This window comes from Streptomyces sp. NBC_01255 (assembly GCF_036226445.1).
GTDB lineage: Bacteria > Actinomycetota > Actinomycetes > Streptomycetales > Streptomycetaceae > Streptomyces.
In genome coordinates, this window is sequence record NZ_CP108475.1 from 1 (window position 1) to 22,760 (window position 22,760).

Annotated in this window: 21 protein-coding genes; 11 read left to right on the forward strand and 10 right to left on the reverse strand. The window is 69.1% G+C overall.

The features are described 5' to 3' along the window. Positions 1 to 556: 556 nt before the first annotated feature. Positions 557 to 2,941 (forward strand): DEAD/DEAH box helicase, encoded by a 2,385-nt coding sequence (locus OG357_RS38030; protein WP_329625839.1) that lies wholly within the window; start codon positions 557 to 559, stop codon positions 2,939 to 2,941. Positions 2,942 to 3,003: 62 nt separating this feature from the next. On the opposite strand, the gene OG357_RS38035 is transcribed toward OG357_RS38030, so the two are convergent. Beyond that, positions 3,004 to 4,371 (reverse strand): AlbA family DNA-binding domain-containing protein, encoded by a 1,368-nt coding sequence (locus OG357_RS38035; protein WP_329625840.1) that lies wholly within the window; start codon positions 4,369 to 4,371, stop codon positions 3,004 to 3,006. A gap of 295 nt (positions 4,372 to 4,666) precedes the next feature. On the opposite strand from OG357_RS38035, the gene OG357_RS38040 reads away from it, so the two are divergent. Together OG357_RS38040 and ku are read left to right on the forward strand one after the other, a co-directional pair. Next, complete coding sequence (locus tag OG357_RS38040) at positions 4,667 to 5,980, forward strand: hypothetical protein (RefSeq protein WP_329625841.1); 1,314 nt, start codon at positions 4,667 to 4,669, stop codon at positions 5,978 to 5,980. A 522-nt stretch (positions 5,981 to 6,502) separates the two neighbouring features. After that, positions 6,503 to 7,450 carry a non-homologous end joining protein Ku gene (gene ku, locus OG357_RS38045; protein WP_329625842.1) on the forward strand — a complete coding sequence of 316 codons (948 nt, stop codon included), beginning with the start codon at positions 6,503 to 6,505 and terminating at the stop codon, positions 7,448 to 7,450. A gap of 37 nt (positions 7,451 to 7,487) precedes the next feature. Here the strand turns inward: ku and OG357_RS38050 are convergent, their stop codons facing one another. Both OG357_RS38050 and OG357_RS38055 read right to left on the reverse strand, forming a co-directional pair. Continuing rightward, positions 7,488 to 7,826, reverse strand: a complete 339-nt coding sequence (locus OG357_RS38050; RefSeq protein ID WP_329625843.1) for a DUF6233 domain-containing protein — start codon at positions 7,824 to 7,826, stop codon at positions 7,488 to 7,490. Further along, positions 7,826 to 8,008 carry a hypothetical protein gene (locus OG357_RS38055; RefSeq protein ID WP_329625844.1) on the reverse strand — a complete coding sequence of 61 codons (183 nt, stop codon included), beginning with the start codon at positions 8,006 to 8,008 and terminating at the stop codon, positions 7,826 to 7,828. The genes OG357_RS38050 and OG357_RS38055 overlap by 1 nt, the downstream gene beginning before the upstream one ends. Before the next feature lie 118 nt (positions 8,009 to 8,126). Here OG357_RS38055 and OG357_RS38060 point away from each other — a divergent pair, with 118 nt between their 5' ends. Next, positions 8,127 to 8,360 carry a hypothetical protein gene (locus tag OG357_RS38060; protein ID WP_329625845.1) on the forward strand — a complete coding sequence of 78 codons (234 nt, stop codon included), beginning with the start codon at positions 8,127 to 8,129 and terminating at the stop codon, positions 8,358 to 8,360. Continuing rightward, positions 8,357 to 9,361: a DNA polymerase Y family protein gene (locus OG357_RS38065; protein ID WP_329625846.1), complete on the forward strand. Its 1,005-nt coding sequence runs from the start codon at positions 8,357 to 8,359 to the stop codon at positions 9,359 to 9,361. Before OG357_RS38060 ends, OG357_RS38065 begins: the two co-directional genes overlap by 4 nt. Positions 9,362 to 9,624: 263 nt before the next feature. On the opposite strand, the gene OG357_RS38070 is transcribed toward OG357_RS38065, so the two are convergent. After that, a complete protein-coding gene (locus tag OG357_RS38070; RefSeq protein WP_329625847.1) occupies positions 9,625 to 9,828 on the reverse strand; it encodes a cold-shock protein in 204 nt (67 codons plus the stop codon). 19 nt (positions 9,829 to 9,847) lie between these two features. Between OG357_RS38070 and OG357_RS38075 the strand changes: the two genes are divergently transcribed. Further along, complete coding sequence (locus OG357_RS38075; RefSeq protein WP_329625848.1) at positions 9,848 to 9,970, forward strand: hypothetical protein; 123 nt, start codon at positions 9,848 to 9,850, stop codon at positions 9,968 to 9,970. 69 nt (positions 9,971 to 10,039) lie between these two features. On the opposite strand, the gene OG357_RS38080 is transcribed toward OG357_RS38075, so the two are convergent. The 6 genes from OG357_RS38080 to OG357_RS38105 all read right to left on the reverse strand — a co-directional run bounded on the left by OG357_RS38080 (position 10,040) and on the right by OG357_RS38105 (position 19,316). Continuing rightward, on the reverse strand, positions 10,040 to 10,438 hold the full coding sequence (locus OG357_RS38080; RefSeq protein ID WP_329625849.1) for a hypothetical protein: 399 nt from the start codon (positions 10,436 to 10,438) through the stop codon (positions 10,040 to 10,042). 400 nt (positions 10,439 to 10,838) lie between these two features. Then, complete coding sequence (locus OG357_RS38085) at positions 10,839 to 11,042, reverse strand: hypothetical protein (RefSeq protein ID WP_329625850.1); 204 nt, start codon at positions 11,040 to 11,042, stop codon at positions 10,839 to 10,841. Positions 11,043 to 11,647: 605 nt separating this feature from the next. Then, positions 11,648 to 12,709 carry a DUF6292 family protein gene (locus tag OG357_RS38090; RefSeq protein ID WP_329625851.1) on the reverse strand — a complete coding sequence of 354 codons (1,062 nt, stop codon included), beginning with the start codon at positions 12,707 to 12,709 and terminating at the stop codon, positions 11,648 to 11,650. Positions 12,710 to 13,029: 320 nt separating this feature from the next. After that, on the reverse strand, positions 13,030 to 13,869 hold the full coding sequence (locus tag OG357_RS38095; protein WP_329625852.1) for a hypothetical protein: 840 nt from the start codon (positions 13,867 to 13,869) through the stop codon (positions 13,030 to 13,032). A 179-nt stretch (positions 13,870 to 14,048) separates the two neighbouring features. Then, on the reverse strand, positions 14,049 to 18,092 hold the full coding sequence (locus OG357_RS38100; RefSeq protein ID WP_329625853.1) for a hypothetical protein: 4,044 nt from the start codon (positions 18,090 to 18,092) through the stop codon (positions 14,049 to 14,051). Positions 18,093 to 18,596: 504 nt separating this feature from the next. Further along, positions 18,597 to 19,316, reverse strand: a complete 720-nt coding sequence (locus OG357_RS38105; RefSeq protein WP_329625854.1) for a prepilin peptidase — start codon at positions 19,314 to 19,316, stop codon at positions 18,597 to 18,599. 259 nt (positions 19,317 to 19,575) lie between these two features. On the opposite strand from OG357_RS38105, the gene OG357_RS38110 reads away from it, so the two are divergent. The 5 genes from OG357_RS38110 to OG357_RS38130 all read left to right on the forward strand — a co-directional run bounded on the left by OG357_RS38110 (position 19,576) and on the right by OG357_RS38130 (position 22,760). After that, positions 19,576 to 20,388 (forward strand): hypothetical protein, encoded by an 813-nt coding sequence (locus OG357_RS38110; RefSeq protein WP_329625855.1) that lies wholly within the window; start codon positions 19,576 to 19,578, stop codon positions 20,386 to 20,388. Positions 20,389 to 20,498: 110 nt separating this feature from the next. After that, positions 20,499 to 20,723 (forward strand): hypothetical protein, encoded by a 225-nt coding sequence (locus tag OG357_RS38115; protein WP_329625856.1) that lies wholly within the window; start codon positions 20,499 to 20,501, stop codon positions 20,721 to 20,723. A gap of 89 nt (positions 20,724 to 20,812) precedes the next feature. Next, positions 20,813 to 21,817 carry a conjugal transfer protein gene (locus OG357_RS38120; RefSeq protein ID WP_329625857.1) on the forward strand — a complete coding sequence of 335 codons (1,005 nt, stop codon included), beginning with the start codon at positions 20,813 to 20,815 and terminating at the stop codon, positions 21,815 to 21,817. Then, positions 21,817 to 22,161 carry a hypothetical protein gene (locus OG357_RS38125; protein WP_329625858.1) on the forward strand — a complete coding sequence of 115 codons (345 nt, stop codon included), beginning with the start codon at positions 21,817 to 21,819 and terminating at the stop codon, positions 22,159 to 22,161. Before OG357_RS38120 ends, OG357_RS38125 begins: the two co-directional genes overlap by 1 nt. After that, positions 22,158 to 22,760 carry a hypothetical protein gene (locus OG357_RS38130; RefSeq protein WP_329625859.1) on the forward strand — a complete coding sequence of 201 codons (603 nt, stop codon included), beginning with the start codon at positions 22,158 to 22,160 and terminating at the stop codon, positions 22,758 to 22,760. Before OG357_RS38125 ends, OG357_RS38130 begins: the two co-directional genes overlap by 4 nt.

The following is a 22,760-nucleotide window of genomic DNA, read 5'->3' on the forward strand; positions in this document are numbered from 1 at the left end:
TGACCCGGCAAGCCGGGTCATAGTGAATGAATTGCGCAAGCGCAATTCGAATTCCGGCGCAAGCGCCGGAATGGAATTCCGTAAACGGAATTCCCAGAGGGAATGCAATTCGCGCAAGCGCTCATTGCAGGCACCCGCGCAAGCGCGGTCGCCTGGGCTGGCAACAAGGGGAGGTGCATCGCGCGCGGCCCTGTGTAGGGCTTGGGGTTCCTGGCCACCACCCCCGCAACGGATGTGACGGCCTGTCGGCCCGATCGGGTGCCGGCCGCACCGCAGTGAAGGGTTCCGCTGCGCTCCACCCTGACCACTCCCCCACCCTCGAAACTGCCCGGTCAAGCTCACCAATACCCCATCAGCATACAGGACAACCAGCCGCTTCTGGGTAAGATTCAGCCATGTATCACCCTGGGGGTGAAAGTTGGCGTGCGGGTGATGCATCACGTGCCGTGCCTGTGTAGTGTTTGGGACCAGACACTACAACCCCGGGCCACACCATCGCGCCGGGACCTTCCATTCTGATTACGCGCGACATTCCACGAAAAGGAGAACACGGGAAATGGCCGTGAAGTTGCGTGACCACCAGATCGAGGCAGTTGCCGCCATCGTGCGGGGATTCGATATCCCGCCGGGCGGTATCCCCGTGAATGGCCTTCGCGGGCAGGTGCACGCCGCGTGTGGCACGGGAAAGACCATCATTGCGGCGACGTCGGCGAAGCGCATTGTGCCCAAGGGCCGCATTCTCGTCCTGGTGCCGACGCTGGACCTTCTGACCCAGACGGTGCAGGCGTGGCGCGGCGCTGGGCACTCGGGGCCGGCGGTTGCGGTGTGCAGCCTCACCGACGACCCGGAGCTGTGGAACCTCAAGGTGCGCTCCACCACGAATCCCGTGCAGCTGGCTCTGTGGCACAGCTCGGGGCCGGTCACCATCTTCGGGACGTACGCCAGCCTCGGTGTTCTGGCGGAGGCTTTCGAGGGCGCCTACGGGCAGCAGCTGGACCCGATGGACCTCACGGTGGTCGATGAGGCACACCGGACGTCGGGCTCGATGGGTAAGGCGTGGGCCGACGTTCATAACCAGGGTGTCATCCCGTCGCACCGCCGGCTGTACCTGACGGCCACGCCGCGGATCTGGGAGGAGCGGCTGAACCGCGAGGTCTCGGAGGGGGTGCGTGACCCGCTGCCGCGTGAGATGGCGGCCTCCATGGACGACGAGAGGGTCTTCGGGCCGGTCCTCTACAAGCTCTCGTTGGCGTCGGCCGTGTCGCGTGGGCTGCTGGCGCGGTACCAGATCATCGTCCTGGAGCTCCAGGACCCGGTCGTCACCCCGGATCGGCTGATGGGCGAGGAGCGGCACAGCGAGAAGGTCCGTGGTGAGCGCCTCGGGGCGCTCCAGGCCGCGCTGCTGCACACGATGGCGCAGCACGACCTGTCGACGTGCATCACCTTCCACCACCGGACGATAGAGGCACAGGCGTACGCGGAGGGCCTTCAGCGCGTGGCGGCGAAGCTGCACGCCGACCAGCCCGAGAAGTACCCGGCGGCGATCTGGGCGGACTGGCTGTGTGGTGAGCACGTGCCCGAGCGCCGGCGGGGAGTCCTGGGCGGCTTCGGGTCCACCGCGCAGCGGGCGGTGCTCTCGAACTGCCGTGTCCTGGGCGAGGGCGTGGACATCCGGGCGGTGGACTCGGTGGCCCTTCTGGACCCCAAGGGCGCTCCGCACGACATCGTCCAGGCGATTGGCCGGGCGCTCCGTCAGAAGCCCGGACAGGGCAAGGTGGCCTCTTTGATCGTGCCGGTATTTCTCCAGCCTGGAGAAAAGCCGGAAGACATGTTCACCTCCGGATCGTATCGGCCTTTGGTGAAGGTGTTGGAGGGTCTGCGGGCTCACGACGAAGAGGCAATCGAATTGCTCGCGATTCCGCAGGAGCCTCAGAAGGACGTCGCGCAGCCGTCCGAGTACATCGGTCCGCCGCCCGAGGAAGGCGAGGACGAATCCCGTCTGCTGCTCCGCTTTGCCGCTCCCCGTGACCCTGTGATGGTCGCGGACTGGATTTCCTTCAACGTGATCGACACGGAGCGCCAGGACTGGGGACGCGGCTGGGCGGCACTCAAGAAGTTCACCGAGCGTGAGCTTCACGCCCGGGTTCCGTACGGGCACAAGGAGGGTGCGTACCCGCTGGGGCAGTGGGTCGCGGAGCAGCGACGGGCGTACGGGGCGGGGCAGATGACCGGCCAGCGCGCCCGGAGGCTGGAACAGTTGGGCATGGTCTGGTCTCTGGTCGATGAGCGGTTCCAGGAGAACCTGGAGGCCGCGAAGGCGTACTACGAGCAGCACTGGACGCTGTGCGCGCCGAGGTCCGCGACCATGTTGGACAGGCCGGTGGGGCAGTGGTTGGCCAACCTCCGCCGGCCTGGCGCCCTGGACGATCGCCCCGAGTGGAAGGCAGCGCTGGAGGCGGTCGACGGGGACTGGAACCCGTCGTGGCCGCCGGAGTGGCAAAGGCACTATGCGGTGGTGCGGGAGATGCTCGCGGAGGAGACCATCCTCGCCTACGTCGAACCCGGCGTCACCGTCCACGGCATGGACATCGGGAAGTGGCTCGCCAAGCAGCGCAAGCCGGAGGCGTGGGCAGCCCTGTCCGACGGGCAGCGCGAGCGCCTGGAAGCCTTCGGCATCCTCCCCCATGCGCCGGAGCCGGAAGCGCCCGCGAAGCCGTCCACAGCGGGCGTCAGCGCCTTCGAGAAGGGTGTGGCGGCCCTGGCGCAGTACAAGGCCCGGGAGGGCTCTGTGAAGGTCCCCAGGGCCCACGTAGAGCGGCTGGAGGACGGCACGGAGGTCAAGCTCGGGGTGTTCCTGAGCAACAGCAAGAGCAGGCGCGGGAAGCTCACGGCGGAGAAGCTGGCCGCGCTCGCCAGCCTCGGGCTGGAGTGGGCGGCGTAGCCCTCGTTGGAGACCCCGCGGGTCCGCGCTGGAGACAGCCGGCGCGGACCCTTGTGCCGTTCCTAGCCGTCCCCGCCCTCTTCTTGCTCTGCGTCGTCGTCGATTCCGTGCATGGCCCGGAGCGCGTCCCGTAGGTCGAGCTCGAGCCGCTGAGCGGGGATGGACAAGGACCGCTGTACTTTGCTGCTGACGTTGGTCGCAGTCGCTCGCCACTCCGAGAGGAACGAGTCGGCTTCCTGACTGCTGTAAACCGTGATCGGATCAAGAGCCACGGCCTCGTGGGGACGCAGGTCCACCGGGGCAAAGCGGATAACGGTGCGGCCATCCTGCTGCTCGATGTCCGGGGATTGCGGGGACAGCAGATGGTAGGCCGGTGGCCGCACCCCGAGCACCGCTGGGAGGCCGGCGAAGCCGGGCATGGTGCCCTCCCCGTACTTGGCCGGCTGATGAGGCCAGTCGACCTCTTCCTCTGCGTCGGCCGTGACATGGGCCGTAACGGTGCCGGGGAGACTCAGCACGACCTCGACCTGCGCGAGATTGTCTTCTCCGGGGTTGGTCAGCGTGAGGGTCAAAGGCGTGCCTGCGGCGCTGACCGCCTGTGCCAGGGCATGCTGCATCGCGAGGTCGAAGTCCCCCAGGTACTCGTCCACCTCCTGCCGGAATTCCTCCGGGGATCGGGAGTCAGGCCACAGGTTCTGGAGCGCGCTGAAGTCCTTGAACAGGTTGGACGCCGCCGCCTTCTTCTTCTCGTCCGCGGCGTCCACCTGCCTCATAATCGCCTCGCGGAGGTAGTCGGTGATCGTTCGGCGGGCGTCCTCGGTCGGGGCCAGTACGGCGACGGTGCCGGTGGTCATGGTGACGTCGACGTTCACGCGCTTCGTTGCTCGGCGTGCGCGGTCCGTGAGGGCGTAGATCTCCGCTGGGCGAGCGGGTTCGGTTTTGCCGGCGTATCGGTGGAAGACGGTGCCCGGGCGGTAGTTCTGATGTTCCTTGTGGAGGGGGTGAATGAGGTCGCCCCACCGGGGAGGAGAGACGTCGACGAGCATGACGTGGCGCTTGCCCTCGTCGGTGTCCATGGGGACGTACGTGAACTGGTAGCGGCTGAACTCGCCCAGGTAGCGCCTCAGCCAGCTGTCGACCTTCTCGACATCGTGCGTCGGAACCCCGTAGATCGCGTCTTCATCAACCCCTACCAAGAGGTAGGCGTGGCCTCCAGCCCACTGCTCCGCCACATCAGGCATCCGGTTGGCGAAGCCGAGGATCGCTTTCGACACGGCGAAGGCTCCCGCCGCCTTCGAAACGTCGTGCTGGGACTTCCACTCCAGCCAGCGCGTCTCGTCCGCGCTGCTGGCGTTCCCGACGGCGCGTATCAGCTCTCGCTGCCGCGCCAGCCCGACTACCGGTTCGTCCGCGTTGAAGTCCAGGGTCATGGATGTCCTTCGTGCCAGGTGAACTCCAAGCATGCGGGACCACACTGACAAGCCAGCTCGCCAACCGGGCAGACCAGTCGCGTGGATCGTCTGGAGATCGTTCCACTCACCCAGCGGTCTCGGAGTTTCGCCGTCCACGGCCTGTCCGCTCGCTGGCGGCCGCCGTCGGCTTCGATGTCCGCGCCGGGGGCTCTGGCGCAATGACAGGCAGCGTTCTAGAAACGCGTAGCCGCCCTGTGATCAGCGCCGGTATGGTCGCTCGGCACAGAGAGGGTGGTTGATGAGCAAAAGGGTCGTGACGCTGCCGGACATCCCGGGGGCCGGCGAGGAGCTTGAGGACTACATCGCCGCGTTGTTTCAAGCATCGGGCCACTTCGTAGAGAAGCAGATCGTGGAGTCCGACCCTGCGGACCTCCTTGAGCTGGACATCGTCACGACTGACTACGCAGGTGAGCAAGCCGCGCGGCGGCTCATCGAGGTCAAAGGTGGCAAGTGGGGGTACACCGATCTCTTCAAGGTCGTCGGCTGGATGCGGTACCTGAAGATCGAGCATGGTGCCTTCTTCCACACCCGTTGGGACGACCGCAAGACCGCCCCTACCCGGATGAGCCCGCTGGGGCTGGAGGTCGTCTGCTTCGACGACTTCCAAGCCGCTCCGGAGCACTTCTCGGAGAAGGGCTTCGGCACCTTCATGGAGCCGCAACTCATTGCCCTGTGGCGGTTCTCGTACGGTGTGGAGCGTCGGTTCGTCAATCTCATCAACGGGCGGGCGAAGAAGGGCGAGCAGGGTGCCGCGGCTGCGAAGACCTACCATCGCCAGATCAACAACGGCACCTTCCTCTCACGGGCCCCCGAAGAGTCGGCGGCGATGCTGTACGAGGCATACCAGGAGCATCCGCAACTGACTCGCGGCTACGCGCACGAACTCGACGGGGGCACGTTCGACCCGCAGTCGGCGCCTGCTGAAAGCCCGAGCTACAAGGCAATGCTCAAGGGGAAGCATCCGGAACTCCAGGCGTGCACGTACCTCGAGCATCGCGCCCGCCTGGCCATCCTCAAGGCCGCCGTCGACTACGCGCTCGCGCACCCCGACGGCGCGCCGGAGTTCAGCATGTCGGAGGACCGAAAGGTCTTCATCTTCCAAGGGCTGACTTACCACGCCCTCCCTTCGAGCTTCCGCTCGGGCATGGAGTGGCTGCGGAAGCAGCCGAACTTCCGGTGCTACGCGACCTTCTGGCAGCAGTTTCTCTGGGGATGGGGCGGGTTCTACCTCGACGACCGGGAGCAGCAGGAGTTCGAGTGGATGTCGAAGTACTCCGGCATCCCGGTCGACGAGATCCCGACGGCGCTCGAAGCCTTCGACCGCTTCTTCCCTATCCAGGGTGGGTGGTTCATCACCGCGGGGGCGACGGACGTCCGCATGGTCAAGCTGGTGCCGTTGATCTTCCAGGGACTCGGGGCCCACCACCGCCGAGTCCAGTACGGCTTGATGGACCAGCCCGATCTCTCGGCGCTGAACCCGAGTTCCTGGTACACCCTCAACGACCTCCACAGCCGCATCAGCTGCGCTGTCGACTTCCTGCTTCTGGCCGACAAGGAGCTCAAGTAGTCGACGAACCGAACTCGCCCCTCAGAACCTCGGATGTGGGGGCGGCCCCGGCCGTACTGCGTCCCGTCACGGGGACCGGGGCCTGTCCCGCGCGCTCCATTCCGGCGCGGGCCGGGGGAGAGCCTAGTCCGAGCGGGTGAGTGAAGGAGCCGACTCCCAGTGTCCGGGGTCGGGTCCCTTTTGCGTGCGGGCCATGGACGACACCCAGATGCCCGAGCCGCTACGGCAGGCGGTTCACCAGCTCGTCTCCGAGGTGGTCATGAACTGCCAGGAGTCGGGGCGGATCTCCCGGGAGTCGATCAGATGACTGATGGCTTCACGGACGTCGTCGTGCATCGTGGGAGCCGGGAGGCGCTCGTCTCGGCGGCGCCGAACCAGTACGGAAGGCGCCGCCAGGTCGCTGAGTGCCTCGGAGTACGGAGCCGGCCACCGCATAACGCCGGGTGCCTGGGAGGGTGTGCGATCACGGCTGGATTCTGCATAGCCTGAGGTCAGACCCCAGGGGGGCTCCTGGAGGTACTGATGCCCGGTCGTCCGATCTGGAGCGGAGCCATCTCGTTCGGGCTGGTCACGGTGCCCTGCAAGCTCGAGGCGGCCACCGAGAGCCACAGCATCAGCTTTCGCCAGATACACCTCGAGGATGGCGGCCGCGTCCGCAACAAGAAGGTGTGTGCTGTCGACGGTGAGGAGCTGACGGAGGCCGAGATCGGCAAGGGGTACGAGGTCTCCAAGGACCAGATCATCCCGATCACCGACCAGGACCTGGCCGACATGCCTCTGCCGACCGCGAAGGCGATCGAGATCGCCGCGTTCGTGCCCTGGGACACCATCGACCCCCGTCACATCGGCGAGGCCAGCTACTACCTGACCGCTGACGGCCCCGTCGCGGCCAAGCCGTACACGCTCCTGCGGCAGGCGCTCGGCAGGAACGAGAAAGTCGCGGTGGCCAAGTTCGCCCTCCGTGGCCGCGAACGTCTCGGACTGCTCCGCCCGTACGGCGACGCGCTGCTGCTCCACTCGATGCGCTGGGACGACGAAGTACGGTCCCCGGACGAGCTCCGCCCGGACGAGACGCCGCTGACCGAGGAGGAGATCGAGGGCGCGCTCGCGCTCCTGGAGACGATGTCCGTCGAGCACCTCGACGACCTGGACGAGTCTGCGCTGACCGATCACTACCACGTGGCGCTGGGCGAGGTCATCGAGGCGAAGGCCGAGCACCGCGAACCCCACGTCGTGGAGGGCGAGGAAGCTGCGCCAGCCGGGAAGGTCATGGACCTGATGGCCGCACTCGAGGAGTCCGTGGCCAAGGCCAAGGAAGCCCGCGGCGAGACCGGCGAGCACGCCACCGTCCACGAGATGCCGAAGACGAAGAAGAAGGCCGCGGCCACGAAGTCGCCGGCGAAGAAGGCGGCCGCCAAGAAGACCACGGCGAAGAAGACGGCATCGCCCCGCCGCCGGAAATCCGCCTGACCCTGGGGTCACCCTGCCGCGCGGGCCTGGAGCGTGGTTACTCGAGGATGCCGAGGTCGGAGTCGGGCCGGCAGATCTCGCAGGCCCGTATCCCGCCGCTCGTGAGGGCGTGGCGGGCTTCATCACGGCTCAGCGGTTTCCTGTGGCTGCCGGCCATGCGGCAGTCCCCGATGTGGATGCTGTCCGCCACCGGCCGGCCGCCTTCGCGCAGGTACGAGAGCACCCAGCCCGGGCCCTCGGGCAGGGCCCGGACCGGACGCATCGCGGCCTCGCGCTTCTCGACCTCGGCGATCCGCGCCCGGACGCGGTCCAGGGACAGCACGAGCCAGTGCTCGAGGGTCCGAAGACGCGGTAGGTCCGGCGGCAGCTCGGACATCAGCCCACCGGACGCTTCGGCTTCTGCAGCGCGGCCACCTCTGCCTGGTGCTCCTGACACAGCGGGTTTCCGCCAAAGCCGTACTGGTGGCACTCGGCCATGCACTTCGCGCAGCGGCCTTTGAGCTGAGGCGGGCAGAGCTGCGGCGGAAGGTTCCGCGGCGCGGGGGTCGGGGTGGCCATGGCGCACTTCCTCGGGGTCGGGCCGGGTGCCGTCCCGGCAGAGGGTAGAACTCGCGTTCCCCTGAGTTGGGTGTGGCACGACGTGCACAAGAATTCGAACAGATGCTCTAATCATTCTATGAGGCACCACCCCTTCCCCGACGACCTCGTCACCGCTCAGCGATCCTGGGCCGCGACATACGAGGAGCTCGCCCGCCCCGGCACGGCCCGTACGACAGTGCTGCGCCGCCGCCTCCTGGCACTGTCGGGCCGCGTGTACTACCACCCGTACTGGGCGCGGACGGCGGCCGGGCGGGCGGACCTGGCGGGACTGGTCCAGGCCGAGCGCGAGCACGCGGGGAGAGCGGCATGACCGGGCCGACGTCGACGTCGCACACCGTGTGGCACGTCCGGTGCCGGCCGGACACCTCCCCGCATGGCCACCGGCACGTCCTGGACCTCCTCACAGGGTTCACCCCACTCGTCCAACCCCTCCCGCCTACGGCAGCGCTCGCGCAGGTCAAGGGCTCGCTCAAGCTGTTCGGCGTGGACGCGGGAGCGCTGGCCCAACAGTTCCGGGTCAGAGCCCTGCTCCAGGTCGGCGTCGACACCCACATCGGTGTCGCCGACACCTGGGCGACCGCCGCGACCGCCTCCGCGCGCGTCGGCCGCTCCGGAGTGCTGCACCTGCCCGACCACCGCGCCGTCGAGGCGTTCCTCGGCCCGCTCCCGATCCAGGCCCTGCACGGCATCGGCCCCGCCCAGGCCCAGCAGCTCCATGCCTACGGGCTGCACTCGATCGCCGCGCTCGCCTCGATGGACGAGACCGTGGCATGCCGGATCCTCGGCGGCAAAGCGGGCCGGACCCTGCGCGACCGCGCCCGCGGGATCGACCCCCGCGCCGTCGCCGTCGAGCGCATGCCCGAGTCGACCAGCACGTCGTTCTCCTTCGACCGGGACATGTACGACCCGGTCATCGTCCGCGCCGCCCTCCTGGACCTGACGGTCACCCTCGCCGGCCGGATCCGCGGCCGCGGCCAGATCGCCCGCGGCCTCACCCTCGCCGTACGGATGGCCGGCGGCGCCACCGCCCAGCGCACCCGACGCCTGCCCCAGCCCTCCGCCCACACCGAAGACCTCCGCACCACCGTGCTCCGCCTGTTGGACGCGATGGCCTTCCAACGTGCCCGGATCCGCCGCCTCACCCTCATCGCCGAAGACCTCCGCCCGGCCGACGAAGGCCCCGGCACCCAGCTCTCCCTCGACCACGCCCGCGAGATGCGCCTACGGCTGGAGCCGGTCATCGACCGCATCAACCAGCGGTACGGACGGCGCCTCACCGGGCCCGCCGGCGCCTACCGCCAGGCCAGCTGACCCACTACCGCCGGTCTACTCCGGCAGGTGACCGGGTGCCGGACCCTGGAGACGGCTGCGTGTCCCCGAAGCAGCAGGGTCTCAAGCGCGCTGCGCTTGCGCTGCCAGGACGGGGCTGCGGCCGCAGACGGCCATCGCGGGCGAGGGCTGGAGGGGCCGTCGCCGTACGGCCGGTTCGCAACGGTGCCCGCCGCCCGCCCCGTGCGAACGGCGGGGACCGAGGCACTGCGTCTGCCCCGGTCCCGCCGACGGGGGGGGTGGGCTCAGGCGAGGTTGATGTTCTCCGCCTGGGGGCCCTTCTGGCCCTGGGTGACGTCGAACGTCACGGCCCGGCCCTCCTGGAGCTCACGGAAGCCCGTCGAGTTGATCGCCGAGTAGTGAGCGAAGACGTCCGGGCCGCCGCCGTCCTGGGCGATGAAGCCGAAGCCCTTCTCCGCGTTGAACCACTTCACAGTTCCCGTAGCCATGTCTCATGCCTTCCAGTCGATGAACACCGCCCACACGGTGTGGGAGGCGGAGGTGATCGCCCTGGTCCCTGCGGCACAGCACAGCAAAAAAACCCACGCCGAAGGCATGGGCAAAGGGGAAGATCCGAACCACGACAGCTAACCGGGACGTTACACGCACGCACCCACTGTGACCACCGGAAACACCTCATGTCTCAGGGGCAGATGACCGTCAGGACGTGAGAGGTACGGCGCGGGCCAGAGGTTCGAGGTCGCCGTAGAAGGCGGCGTGCAGGGCGGCGGCCAGTTCCCGGGCCCGTCCCTCGCCGTCCACGTCGTACAGAACGACGTAGACGGGGTCGGCGAAGGAGTCGGGGCGGATCTGCCGGGAGTCGATCAGGTGGCTGACGGCGTCGCGGACGGCGTCGTGCACCGTGGTGTCGAGGGTGAGCTGCGGTGCGGTGATCGCGTCGGCCTTCACCGTCCACCGCGGGCCCTGGCGCTCGATGGCGACGAACACGACCCGCTGCTCTTTGGCCGCCCTGTACGCGGTGGTGAAGGCATCCATGCCCGTCGCGTCCGGGATCCGGTCGGCGGGGCAGGGGACCGGCAGCGGCTGCATGAGCAGCATCCTCGCAGGAGACACAAGGCGCTTCGCGTTGACGCAGAGCGTGTCCTTGCGCGCCGGTGGGGTGTTGGTCTCTGTGACACATGCGCTGGTCCGGACGCCCCACGTCGGGACCGGGTGAGGTCCGCGGCCCCGCTTCCGCGCTCTGGCAACGGGGCCGCGTCAACGGCCCGTCGGCTTCCCCTTCCCGGACCGTACCGCCGAAAGCCCTGGTCTCCCTCGGAACCAGGGCCTTCGTGCTGCCGGGCACCGTTCAGCACGCCCTGAACCGATGGGGGGACTGCCGGACCGGTGGGCCCAACCACGGTGTACCGGCCCGGCAGCCCCGAACCGCAAACGCCGGAGAGCGCCTGCGGTTCCTCGCGGGTGCGGTGCCGGGTGGGGCCGTGCCCGCACCGCACGGTCAGCGTCCGGGCCAGGGGGAACGGCAGGCGAGGAGGGTCCACTCCTCATCCGGGCGGCCGGGCACAAGACGGCCATCGGTCTCCCACCGCCGGGCCAGCTCGCTGAAGATCGGCTCCAGGCCGGAACAGAGAACCCTTTCCTCGCTCCCCCGCTGGACACCGATGACGGGGGTGGGCCGCATCGTCGCGGACGTCATGGTCATAACGGGCTCAACGCCACCCGGCACGGCGGGGTCACCCGCCACGACGGACGGACTCGCTGAGGCCAATGCCCATCACGTCATCAGAGGTGGACTGGCGCCCTTCGGGGACACGACTTCAACGACCCGGGGCTTCCCACCGGCACAGGGTCGAAGAACATCTGGCGGCACCGCTCCGGGTTCGTCTGCCCGGGCGGCCGGGCTGTGCGCTTCGGCGGCGGGCAGGGGGAGCCGGTCACCACCAGGGCGCCGTCACCGTCCCGCCGGGCAGCGCGGAGGGCCAGCCCCGGTGAGGAGTAGAGCAGCTGGCCTTTATGCCGTCGCATCATCACGGCACAGCACCGATGCGCTGGTACGCCAGCTCGAGGCCAGACTCGTCCGCAGCCCCCGACGCACTCATCCGCCTGTGCGGAGCCGACCCTGACCGCTGGCAGGCCGTCACCGAAGCCCTGTCCCAGCCAGAACAGCCACTCGGCACATTCGGCGACTTCCTCGACCACATCGCCGCAACCCATCCCTCAGTCAGTTCGAGGACTGGCGCACCGTAAGCGGCCGGCATGCGGGGCCGCCCGGCCGGCCTGATGCTCCCGCCGCGCGGCCCCGTCCGCTCAGGTCCTCGACGGCACCGGCGGGTGAATGGTCTTGGGCTGCCGGGACCCGCGCCGGCCGTCGGTGAGCGCTCCGAGCAGCTCGGCCGGCTCGGGCTGCTGGTTCTCGCTCAGGTATCGGATGCCATCGCCCTCGGGCGGGGTGCCGGATTCCTTGCCGACCGGGTGGCGCCGGCTGATGGCGGTTCGCCAGCCGTAGCGCTCGTCCCACACGAGAGCTGGGGTCCGGGGGCTGCTCAGCAGGATGACCGCGGCAAGCACGTCGTCTTCCAGACGCTGGACCCGAACGTCCTGCTGCTCGGCCTGGTCGGCGCTTACGAGGGCGTTGACGACGCGCTGGAGGTACGGCTGGATCTGGCGGGCCCGCAGCTCGGTGGCGGCGCTGGCGAGGGCCGTGCGCTGCACTGCGGTCGGGCAACCGAGACGGGCAGCGGCGTCCTCGAGCGTCAGGTCCGGTTCAGTCTGCAGCAAGTCGGCGATCCGTTCTCCTCGCAACCTCGGCAGTGCGCGCGCGGCCGCGGCGTAGGACAGGCCGACACGTTCCTGGACGGTTGCAAGCGTCACCCCTGGGTCGTCGTCAAGAAGCTCGCTGACCCGGGCTGAAATCGCGTCCCGCGGGACCACGTCCCTACTGCCCTTGGGGCGTCCCTTGGGGCCCGCTCCGCTGCCGCTGGTCCTCGACTCCTTGAAGGCCTGCACGATGCCGCGAGGGCAGTGCTCCACGCCCTTGACCTTGGTCAGATGAGAGGCGATCTGGATGTCTGCTTTGTAGGTGTCCCAGGTCTTGGGGGTGACTTTCAGCAGGGTAGCGGCTTCGTTGCGGTCGAGGAGGTCCTGGTCGTCGTCGTCCTTCGGAAGGGCGGGGACGGGGCGGCCGCCCAGGTAGGCCGCGGTCTGCGCTCTGTCCCAAAGCTTCGAGCGCGCGCCCTCTGAGCTGATCAGGGGCGGGAAGTCCTCGGCAGTGTAGGGCTGCTTGTTACGGAAGGTGCCGACGCTGATGCCCATGGCTGCGGCGAGCTCGTCGCTGTTCTGGGCGTACCTTCGGCGTCCGGCGCGGATCATGGTCTTCCTCTGTTCGGCTGGCACAGCGCCGACATTCCTCAGCGAAAGAAATCTACCGGACTTTCGTCATCGCGAGCAAGAAGGTGCCGGTTGCGCCACTACACTCGAAGGGCGATGCAGTCCGCGCAGGTCTAACTTCCTGAGTGGTGTGTGTCTTCGGTTGGCCGGCGTCCTTGCCACCCGCTTCGGCGGAATGGGCGCCGGCCGCTTTCGTTTGCTGGCTGGCCTCTGGACCATGAATGCCCGCCGCCCCAACCCAGCCCGGCCAGGGTGGCTTCGCCCCAGCAGGTCGTCCCTCGTCGCCAGACCAGCGCCCTCGTTCAGCCGTCTCTGTGCTGGCCGAGGATCTCAGTGAGCCGAATTCGCTGCTGCTCCTCGTCGGCCATGACCTGGGCGAGAATCTCCCGGTCCAAGTACGGGTCGACGGCGTCCAGGACCAGCCGCTTGAGTTCGGCCGGTTCAAGCGCCTCGACCTCCCACTGGACGGGGCGGTCGATGTCGAAGCCATAGCGACGGGCGAACTGCGGCCAGCGAGGATCGTTCCTCTTCCCTTCGGCCGGCGGCAGGTCGTATTCGCGGATCTGTCCGTCCGTCAGCAGGACCCGCTCCACCCGCTCCCAGCAGGCGGTGCGTTCCACCCAGTCACGTTCGATGTCGGAGCCGCTGGCGTCGAAGTCGCCGAGGTAAAGCAGTACGGCCGGACGGGGGTCGCTACGCACACGTTCGCGGACGACGTCGGCATAGGACTGGCTGCCGAATCCACGCACCACGAGGACCGGGATGCCGTACTCGGCCAGCCATCTGGTCAGCAGCTGCCGGAGCGTGTCCTTCTCAGCCGCCATGTACAGCGCCCACTGCTGACCGCGGGTGCGGTCGAGACGGAACCACTGCGGCATGTCCGCCTCGAACGCGGCGGCATCGGGCCATGAGGGCGGAACGTGGACTTCGCGGATCGTGTCGATCAGGTCCGGGAAGCGCCCGTCGCGGCGGGCCTGAGCGAGCTGGGAGGAGAGCCTGCGGTAGGTGGGAGCGGTGTTCGGCAGGAGCCCTGCGGAGACAAGCCGGTACATGACCTGCCGTACGGTCACCCCGTCGTCGTAACTGTCGACGATGTCGCGTGCCCGGTCGATGATGCCCTGCCACTTGATGCGCGCATTCATCCGGTACATGTACCAGTTCATGCTTCGCTGGGGTCAACTCCATTTCGAAACGTGCTGGTCACCACCTGCTGGTGGTGTCACCCTGGGGCTCCTGCGGCTCCAACTTTCGCGGCCGCTCGCCTATGCCACGGGCCGAGCCGCTCGGCCTGCAGGCCGAGCGGCTGGTCACTCTGGGGCCATCAGCCAGCAATCAGTACCGGTTGGCGGAGCGCCATGCCCTGGCGCTGGCTGCCCCGCCCAGCGGCGTGGAGGCGCAGGGCCGTCAGAGCGGTGCTTGCCAGATCGGTCCTGGCGACGCGCTCGACTCCGTCGGAACTGTGATGACGCACGCGCCACACCACTCCGGTCGGGGTCGCCTGCCAGGTGAATTCGTAGCGGCGCCCCTCCCTACTGGTGACCTCCCACCATCCGCGCTGGATGGGGGTGATGCGCTCACCCGGCTCTACCTCGGGCGTCCGCGGGTTCGCCCCGTGGTGCGCGTCTACCCATGCAAGGTAGGCCGGCGTCGGGGCGACCGGTGCGCGCAGGGTGTCTCCCCGCGTCCCATGGGCCGCCCACGGGCCGCTCACGATCCAGCCTTGCTTCTCCACCGCCGCAGCAAGCATGTCCCGTCGGACAGACGACGCAGTGGGGTGGCCCGTGCCGAGGGTGCGTGGCCGCCAGCGGGGGTCATCGTGCGTGGTTGTGCACGTCCCGCATACGAAGCCCAGCACCGCGCTTCCCGTGATCGGCGAGACGTAGAGTTCCGCGGCCACGGGACGGTGCCTCTCCTCATCCCTACGGGCAACGGCTCGGCGCCCTTCCTCCGTCAGTTGCACGGGAGCCTGCCGCCGCTCCCCCTGCATCCGGTACGCCACGCGCCGCTGTTGCTGCTCGGTACGGAGGCGGTGGGCTTCCAGGGCGGCGGAGCGCCGGCGGTCGGCCCGGACGATCGCACGCACATCGTCCAGGTCGGTCCAGCCGCCCAGATCGGCGTCGGCGCCGCCGAGGTTCCGCCGCACGGTGTAGGGCAGCACCGCGTCCGGCGCGTGAACGACGTGGTACTTTACCCCTGCGCAGGTCAGTTCGACGGTCTGGCGGGTCGTGCCGGGTACGGGGGCCCACTCGGCCACATCCGGGCGAACCGCGTAGGCGTCTTGGCCGCTCAGATTCTGGGCAGGTCGGGCATGCGGGGTCTCAACTCCGGGCACGGCGCCGCCCTCGCCGTCCCAGGTGTCGACGGCCTCCGGGATGCTCACGACGTCGGGGAGCTTCCGGACTTCGTCGACGGCCAAAGCGGTACATGTACCGGTTTCCGGAGAGAGAGCAATTCGGGCGGGTGCAGTCGCCCGTCCGACGCCAGGCGCCACGGGCGGTTCAACGTCCAGGCAGGCGCCGCCGTCCGATTCCCACACGTCGGCGCTGCACGGGTCGGAGACTCCCTCCGGTGCCGGTGCGCTGACCTGCTTCGGTGCGGTAGCCGTTGCGATGCTCCCTGCCTCTGCGTTCTGGCCGATGGTGGTCAACACCCGTTCCAGGTCGGCCGGCCGGGCCAGCTGCTCACCGTTCACGTACGCGCTCGACTGGCGAACGTCGTACATCCCGTCCGTCCAGACGGCGACGATCTCACCGGCCACCGGTCCCGACTCCCGGGCAACCACGCCCGCCACACGCACAGTGACGGCGCCGGACGCGCACCGTTCCATGGCAACCGCCCATCCGTTCGCCGCTGCGGTCTCAGCCATGTAGACAGCAGCCCGCGGCATCCACACATCGGGCGCCGTCTCTACCTCTGCGCACACCCCGTCAGCGTCCAGAGCGGCAAGACCAGCCCCGCTCAGCGGCTTACCCTCCTCCGGCACCCGCGGTGCCTTCCACGGCTGCAGCAGCGGACGCGACGCACGGGCGACAGCCTGCTTGAACTCCGGCTCGCGGCCGCGCCCATGCTTGGCCTTGGTGGGGACGTCCGTCGACTTCAGCATGCGGCCGGCATCCTTCGCAGCAACCGCGCCGGCGAGCGCAGCAGCGAAGCGCGCGGCAGTCCCTGCTGCAACGTCCTGCTCCGCAGATGGTGCGAGCGCAATGACCGTCCTACCGTCCGACGACACCCACCGGGACCGGTCATCCCCCTCAGCAGAGAACAGCCGCGCCGTCCGCTCCCGCATCGCGTCCATGTCCGCGGTCGCCCGCTCGATGTCCCGCTCCCACGATTCAGCGGTGACTCGCGCTCGGAATGCCTCATTGGCGACCTGCGCCGCCACTGCACGCTCCCGCGCGAGCGACTTCCGCAGACCCTCCTCCTGATCCCACGACAGCCCGAGAGACCCACGCTCCCCGTACACCTCGGCAAGATCATTTACGGACGTCTGCGCGTCCCACGCGAGCATTTCAGCCTGAACCTGCGCGCCCCGCGCACGCCGAACCATCTCGGTAACCGGCACTACCAGCGGACCAGCAGCCACCGACACAGCCTCCGCAGCAGTCTCAGGTGCAGCGTCTGCGGACCGTTCGGTACATGTACCGTTTTCTTTTGCGGGGTGCTCTGCAGCGGTCGGTGTCGCAGCGGAGACCGGCGCCAGCACAGTCTCCGCCGCGTCCCCCGCAGCCTCCGCTACCGGCTCAGGCTTCATGGGCCGCGCCGTACGAGCCGCCCGCTCGTAGTCGGACAGGGTCACCATTCCGTGGAGAACGCGACCCCCGATCTCGGCCACCGACCGCTCACGGTCGAACGTCCACCGGCTTCCGTCGTGCTTCTGGGACCACATCACCGACATGACAGCATCGCTCTGCCCGCCGGCCGCGTTGTCGTGGCACCGTCCCGTTGCCTCGACTTCCCATACGCCGACGCACGTGTCGTCGTCCGTCGCGTCTGTGCCGGCACGAAGTACGACCGACCAGCCGGCACTCTCGGCCACGCGCGCGAATCGCGCTACCGCCCGGGGTGCGTCATTGGCGCGCAGCGTCCTCGTGGTCCACTGCGCGTATCGGCCGACCCACCATGAGCGGTCCGTCACTCGCACTGCCGGAGCCGACGTCTCAAGCCATGTCGGAACCTCCTCCGCAGCGTTGGCGACCGGAGCGACCGGCATCTCGTCGTCCGGCGCGTCGACGTCCGGCTCCGCCTCGCCGAACTCCAGCTGTCCCTGGCACTCCCACGGAGCGGGAGCCGTGGCAGGGTCGCTCACGTCTGCCACGCTTCCCGCGTACATGGCGGAGCACGCACACGGCACCATGGGGCTCCCGCCCGAACGGGCCGGCTGACGGTAGAACGTGCCGCACTTCAGACACCGCCGGTCATACTCGGCGCTCGCCGCTTTCGCCGCAGCGGACGCAGTGCCCTGCGACTCTTCGACAACTCCGCAGTACTCCCACGCAGAGTCGATGAGACTCCCAGCGTCGGCGTAGAGCCGGTCGGCATCCCGCTCGTACCCGTCCGCCGTCACCGCCTCCGCACGCTCCCGAAAGGCTGTACGCAGCTTGTCCAGAGCCTCACAGCGGCGAATCGCGAGCTTCACCAGGAACGCCAACTCGCGGTGCGCGTCCGCAGCGGCGATCGCACCCGCGTAAGCCTCGGCGACGTTGCGGGAATCCAGTGCGGCACCCTTGCCCGATTCCGCCGTGGTCGCGTATGCCTCCGCCTCCGCGGCAAGGGACTTGATGCTGTCCATCTCGCGACGGATCGTCTCAAGCTCATTGATCATCTCGGCGATCGCCGTCTCTGCCTCCGGGGAAGTGACCCGATGGGCCGCTCCCTCACCGAAGGGACGGGCGTGCTCGCGGTCGAGGGCGTAGGACAGCGTGTGCGTTCCACGGCCGTCCCTCACGATGGTGAACCCGTCGCGCCATACGGTGTCGAGCGAGACGAACGCGCGGCACGAGCCGCATTCGTAGCCGACTGTCGTCCCCGACTGCACCTGTCCCATGCACATGCCGGCCCGACGCGCTCCGTACCGACCGACCTGCGGACGAGCCGCGTGTCGTACCGGTTCGTACACGCGCAGCCCTTCCGGGCGCAGTTCCGCCATGCTCTTGCGCGCGTAGGTGGTGGCCGGGCCGCGGGTCTTGTATCCCTCCGTCCCGGGGAGCACCCATCGGCCGTCCAGCGTCATGAGGCTGTATCGCCCGGTCGCCGGATTGAGTACGGAGTAGGCAACTGCGGTGCGCCGGTCGTCGAGGATCACTGCGGCGTCCGTGAGCCCGTGACCCTCCATGGCGGTCCGGGCGGGGGTGGTGATCATGACCATGCGACTTCCTCCGTCGTAAGGGGGTACATGCTTCGGCGCTGGGGCCGTGCCACCGACCAACCAACGAGAGAAATATACCGCAGTTTCATCACCGACGGGAAGCGTTTCGGGGCGCGCGTTCAAGAATCTCCGCTGGTCAGCGGCCTACCCGTACCCTCCGTCGGGGCGCAAGCCCGTCCCACAACGCGTCCCGGCGGCGGGCCGCCGGCGGGCCGGCGTCCCGCCGGCGGCAGCAATGCCGCCGCAGGGTCCGTCCGGATACGGACGGACCCTGGCGAGCTGGGCCGAACTCTGGGCCCAGCCGACTTGGAGTGAACAACTGCCTCTTCCTCCGACTAGCGCAGAGGAAGAGGTGTCGGCGTCGTCAAAGAGTGACCCGCAGGGGCTGACCTGCGACGACAAGCAGTGCCGTGAAACAGGTCGGCAACCGGTGAGGCAACCAGCCTGGCAACAGATGAGGCAACCCATGGGGCAACCGGCGAGGCAACCAATGGGGCAACCGGTTCAAGCGCCAGCGGCGCCCAGGAGCACGCCGAGCAGCGTCCCGCCCGCGAGGAACGGCCCGAAGGGGATGGACGACGTGCGGGACGCCTTGCGGAACATGAGCAGTGCGAGTGCGTAGACGCCGGCCAGAACCTGCGCGGCCATCGCCCCCGCCACGAGGGACGTCCAGCCGTACCAGCCGAGCACGGCGCCCAAAGCCAGGGCCAGCTTCACATCACCGAATCCGAGACTGCGCGGGCTGAACAGAAAGAGCACGAAGTATCCGCCCGCCAACGCGAGCATGCCCCCAAGCGCCCCGGTGAAAGATCCGCCCGCCCCGGGGAGGAGAGCTGCGACACCGAGCCCGGCCAGAGCAGAGACAGCGAGCGGCAGAGTGAGGACGTCGGGCAGGCGATGCGCCGTCAGATCGATCACACCCAGCAGGACAAGAACCGGCGCGGCAAGCAGCCAGACCATCAGCTCGGGGCGCGGTCCGGTGACGTAAGCAAGGAGCGCGCAACCCAGCGCGGTGGTCAGCGTGATCGGAAAAACGGATGGCCCGTAGGGGGCGGTGCAAGTGGCGCAGCGGGCAGGGCCGGCCCAGGTACGAATCGGGTGACCCTGCGGGCAAATCGCGCGCCAGGGTGTCTCGGGCTCGACAGCGAGGCGGTAGGCGACACGCGGGATGAGGATGCCGGCTGCGATGCCGTAGAAGGCGGCGAGGAGCATCAGCTGGGTCACGTGGCGAGAGTACGAGACGGCTTCACGTGTCGGGCGGTTCGGGTCTGAGCAACCGCCGAGTACGCGGAGTCAGGGATGACTCGTCCGTACGCCGAGGGGCGACGCCGTCCTGCCCCGAGAGGTGACCCGGTGAGGGGTCGGGGTTGGGTTGCCGATTGGGCAACCGTTTGACCTGCAGTTTTGCTGCTCTGGGTCACCTTCTGGGTCATGGGTGCTGAGGACAGTCGACGACACGTCATCAAGGAAGTGGGGCCGTGTCGTGGACATCCGTGTCTTCAAAGGACTGAACGCCGAGTGGGCACTGGTGTGTGCTGAGCCGGGCTCGGGCGAGCAGGTGCGGGGCTGGCTGGAGCAGGCCGGCGTGCTGCGCCGGGGCGAGGGCCCCGCGGAGTTGGAGGAGCTGCTCGGCTGGATCGGCGTGCGGGACCGGCGGCTGGGCCGTGAGCACAGCGACCAGTGGATGCGGGTTCTTCTCGCGGAGGCCTCAGGCGAAGGAGCGGAGGCGCGGCTGGCGGCTCGAGTAGTCGTCCAGGCCATGCTGGACGGGGCGGTGAGGATGACGCTCTCGTTGCTGCGGCCCGGACGGGACTTCGACGAGGTCGGGCAGGTCGTGGTGGCGAGCCTGTACAGGGTGGTGCGCTCCTATCCGCTGCACCGCCGTCAGAAGGTCGCCGCGAACCTGCTGCTGGAGACGCTGCACCGCGCGAGCCGGGAGCTGCGGGACGACGACCCTGCGGGGCTGGAGTGGGATCCGACGCTGGCGGAACGTCCAGGTACCGAGAACGTCGCGGAGATTGCGTGCCGCAACGCCCTGGCGGAGCAGGCGGTGGCCAGTGGACTCGCGGACTCCCCCGGGGAGCTGGATACGGCGCAGGCAGAGCTGGCCGAGCTGCTGCTGTGGGGGATGCAGAAGGGCTTGCTGACGCAGGCGCGGGCGCGCCAGATCGCGGCCGAAGTACGTGAGGAGTCCCGGTCTGCGGCGGGGGTTTCGGCGGTGACGTGGCGCAAGCGGCGCAGCCGCAGCGTTGCGCGGCTGCGGTCGGTCGCGGAGCAGTGGGTGCAGGCGGCGTGATGTTCCGCGGATTGCTTAGCGCGGGGGTGTCACGTTCGGGCCTGGGCGGCTCCTTGCGGGGGTGGTACGGCGGATCGGCCGCCGGTGATCCGGTACTGGAGGAGTCGGCTGTGGTGGAGACGGACGAGGCGGTGTTGGTGCGGGCCCGCCGTCGGCTGGGGGAGCTGGCCTCGTTGTTGGAGGTCGCGCCGTTCTCGGCGGGCACGGAGGAGGCGATGCGCGCCTATCTGCGGGATGAGGCTCCGTGTGTGCGTGAGGCGTTTTCCCGGTGGGTGGAGCTGCCGGAGCAGACCCGGCGCACGCGTGCTGCGCTGCTGCGGGAGGCCCTGTCGTGAGGCGCCGGGTGGAGGGCTCGGCGCGTGAGCGTGGAGGTGTGGACCGTCGGTCCGGTCGCCGGGGCGGGCGTCGGTCGAAGGAGGCGTCGGTGGTCCTGCCCGGGGAGGCCGGCGGGTGGGCGCTGGGTTCTCTGGGTGCTGCGGCGAACGCGGTGACGGTCTTGCGGCGCTCGGCGTGGGTTCTGCTGCTGACCGGGCCGGCGCTGGGGGCGTGGGCGCTGCTCGCGCAGCCGGACGTCGTGGTGGGTACGACGGTGCCAGAGCGGGGCGCTGCCGCTGTGGTGGATTCCTCGGCAGGTCCGAGCGGTTTCGCGGAGTTGTTCGTGAGCGCGTACCTGGAAGCCGGGGAGGGGACGGAGGGGTCGCTCACGGCGTTCTTGCCGGGTGCGGAGTCGGTGGTGCTGTCTGCCGATCCCGGAAGCCAGGTGGTGGAGCAGGCCGCGGCGGTGCGGGTGCGTGCCGTCTCGGACGGCTACTGGGCGGTGACGGTCGCCGCTCGGGTCCGCCCGGTCGAGGCCGCGTCCACGGAGTCTGCGGCGACACAGGAGCGGAGCGGCACGGGAGCGGCGGTGCTGCGGTACTTCCGGGTGCCGGTGCGGTCCGGGCTCTCAGGGGCGCTCGCGGCGGTTTCTCTGCCCGCGGAGGTAGGTGCGCCGGCGCTGGGGAAGGCGCCCGCGCTCGTGTACGGGCGGGGCGGTGAGCCCAGTGAGGCGGATGCCGGGGTGCGGACGCTCGGGGGGTTCTTCGGGTCGTATCTGGCGGGCGATGGGGAGCTGGACCGGTACATGTCCCCGGGCAGCACGCTGACATCGGTCGGTCCCGCGCCGTACACGTCGGTGAGTTTGGTGCGGATCGCGGAGTACGGGACGAACGCGCCGGGGGCGGCTTTCCCCGAGGGTGCGGAGATTGCGGACGGAACTCGTCGGCGGCTGTTGGTGGACGTCGCGGGGGTTGATCGCGCGGGGGTCGAGCGGCCTCTGACGTATGCGATCGCGCTGAAGGCGCGGGATGGGCGGTGGGAGGTGGAGGCCGTCGAGGCGGCCCCTCTCGTCGTGTCGGGTGGTTCTGGTGTGGCTAAGGAAGGAGACAGCTGATGGGGAACGTGGTGGTGCTGGCGGATGTCCTCACCGACGTCGATGGGCTGGGGGTGCGGATCCGGGATCTGCTCGCCGGCACGGTGATGTCCCTGATGCTGGTGGCCTCCGTGATCGTGACGTGGAGGAAGACGAATTCGGTGCTGGCCGCGGGCACGGCGTTCCTGGGGGCGGCGGCGCTGTGGTTCGCGGTGATGAACGCGGTCGTGTTCCGCGACAGCATCGGGGAGACCATCAAGCCGGGCGGGGGCGGTGTGTCGCCGGTGACCGAGGGGCGCGGGCCGGCGGTCGTCCGGGGTGTGGAGCCGGTGGTCGGTTCGGGTCCTGGCGGTGAGGTGCAGTGAGCGCCGCGGCTGAGGACGAGGTGTTGGTCGGCCGGTGCTACACCAAGGCGCGTCGGCATCCGCTGATGATCGGGAAGTGGCCGGGAGGCCGGAAGCGGATCTGGGGCGGGCCGTACACGGTGCTGCAGGTGATCGTGATCGCGGTCGTGTTCGGGGTGTTGATGCTGACGCGCTCGGCGTGGGCGCACTTCGGGCTGGTGAACCTGGTTGTCGCGATCGGTGTGCCGTACGGGCTGTCGCTGCTGGTGCGTCACGTTCACGTTGACGGGCGGAATCCGCTTCTGGTCGCCGTGAGTGCGGTCGGAGTGGTGGTGGCGCCGGGCGGGGGGCGGCTCGGGGGAAGGCCGGTGAAGGCGCTGGGGGCCGGTCGGTCCCTGGTGGGTGTGTGCAGCGTGACCTGGCCTGCGGCGCCTCAGCCGGAGGAGCGGCGCGTGGTCAAGGAGCGGGTGGGCCTGCAGGTCCCGCGTTTGGCTGGAGAGGTTGTTGCTTCGGGGTCGGGGGCCGGTCGACCGGTGTCGGCGGCTGCGGGTCTTCTGGCGTTGCGTCAGGAGCGTGCCGCCCGAGGGGTGCGCACGGATGGGCGGGGGTGTGAGCGGTGA

Coding starts and splice junctions, on each gene's coding strand:
- OG357_RS38030 (WP_329625839.1), top strand. CDS start 557: ATGGCCGTGAAGTTGCGTGACCACCAGATCGAGGCAGTTGCCGCCATC.
- OG357_RS38035 (WP_329625840.1), bottom strand. CDS start 4,371: ATGACCCTGGACTTCAACGCGGACGAACCGGTAGTCGGGCTGGCGCGG.
- ku (WP_329625842.1), top strand. CDS start 6,503: ATGCCCGGTCGTCCGATCTGGAGCGGAGCCATCTCGTTCGGGCTGGTC.
- OG357_RS38050 (WP_329625843.1), bottom strand. CDS start 7,826: ATGTCCGAGCTGCCGCCGGACCTACCGCGTCTTCGGACCCTCGAGCAC.
- OG357_RS38055 (WP_329625844.1), bottom strand. CDS start 8,008: ATGGCCACCCCGACCCCCGCGCCGCGGAACCTTCCGCCGCAGCTCTGC.
- OG357_RS38060 (WP_329625845.1), top strand. CDS start 8,127: ATGAGGCACCACCCCTTCCCCGACGACCTCGTCACCGCTCAGCGATCC.
- OG357_RS38065 (WP_329625846.1), top strand. CDS start 8,357: ATGACCGGGCCGACGTCGACGTCGCACACCGTGTGGCACGTCCGGTGC.
- OG357_RS38070 (WP_329625847.1), bottom strand. CDS start 9,828: ATGGCTACGGGAACTGTGAAGTGGTTCAACGCGGAGAAGGGCTTCGGC.
- OG357_RS38075 (WP_329625848.1), top strand. CDS start 9,848: ATGAACACCGCCCACACGGTGTGGGAGGCGGAGGTGATCGCCCTGGTC.
- OG357_RS38080 (WP_329625849.1), bottom strand. CDS start 10,438: ATGCTGCTCATGCAGCCGCTGCCGGTCCCCTGCCCCGCCGACCGGATC.
- OG357_RS38085 (WP_329625850.1), bottom strand. CDS start 11,042: ATGACCATGACGTCCGCGACGATGCGGCCCACCCCCGTCATCGGTGTC.
- OG357_RS38090 (WP_329625851.1), bottom strand. CDS start 12,709: ATGATCCGCGCCGGACGCCGAAGGTACGCCCAGAACAGCGACGAGCTC.
- OG357_RS38095 (WP_329625852.1), bottom strand. CDS start 13,869: ATGAATGCGCGCATCAAGTGGCAGGGCATCATCGACCGGGCACGCGAC.
- OG357_RS38100 (WP_329625853.1), bottom strand. CDS start 18,092: ATGGTCATGATCACCACCCCCGCCCGGACCGCCATGGAGGGTCACGGG.
- OG357_RS38125 (WP_329625858.1), top strand. CDS start 21,817: ATGGGGAACGTGGTGGTGCTGGCGGATGTCCTCACCGACGTCGATGGG.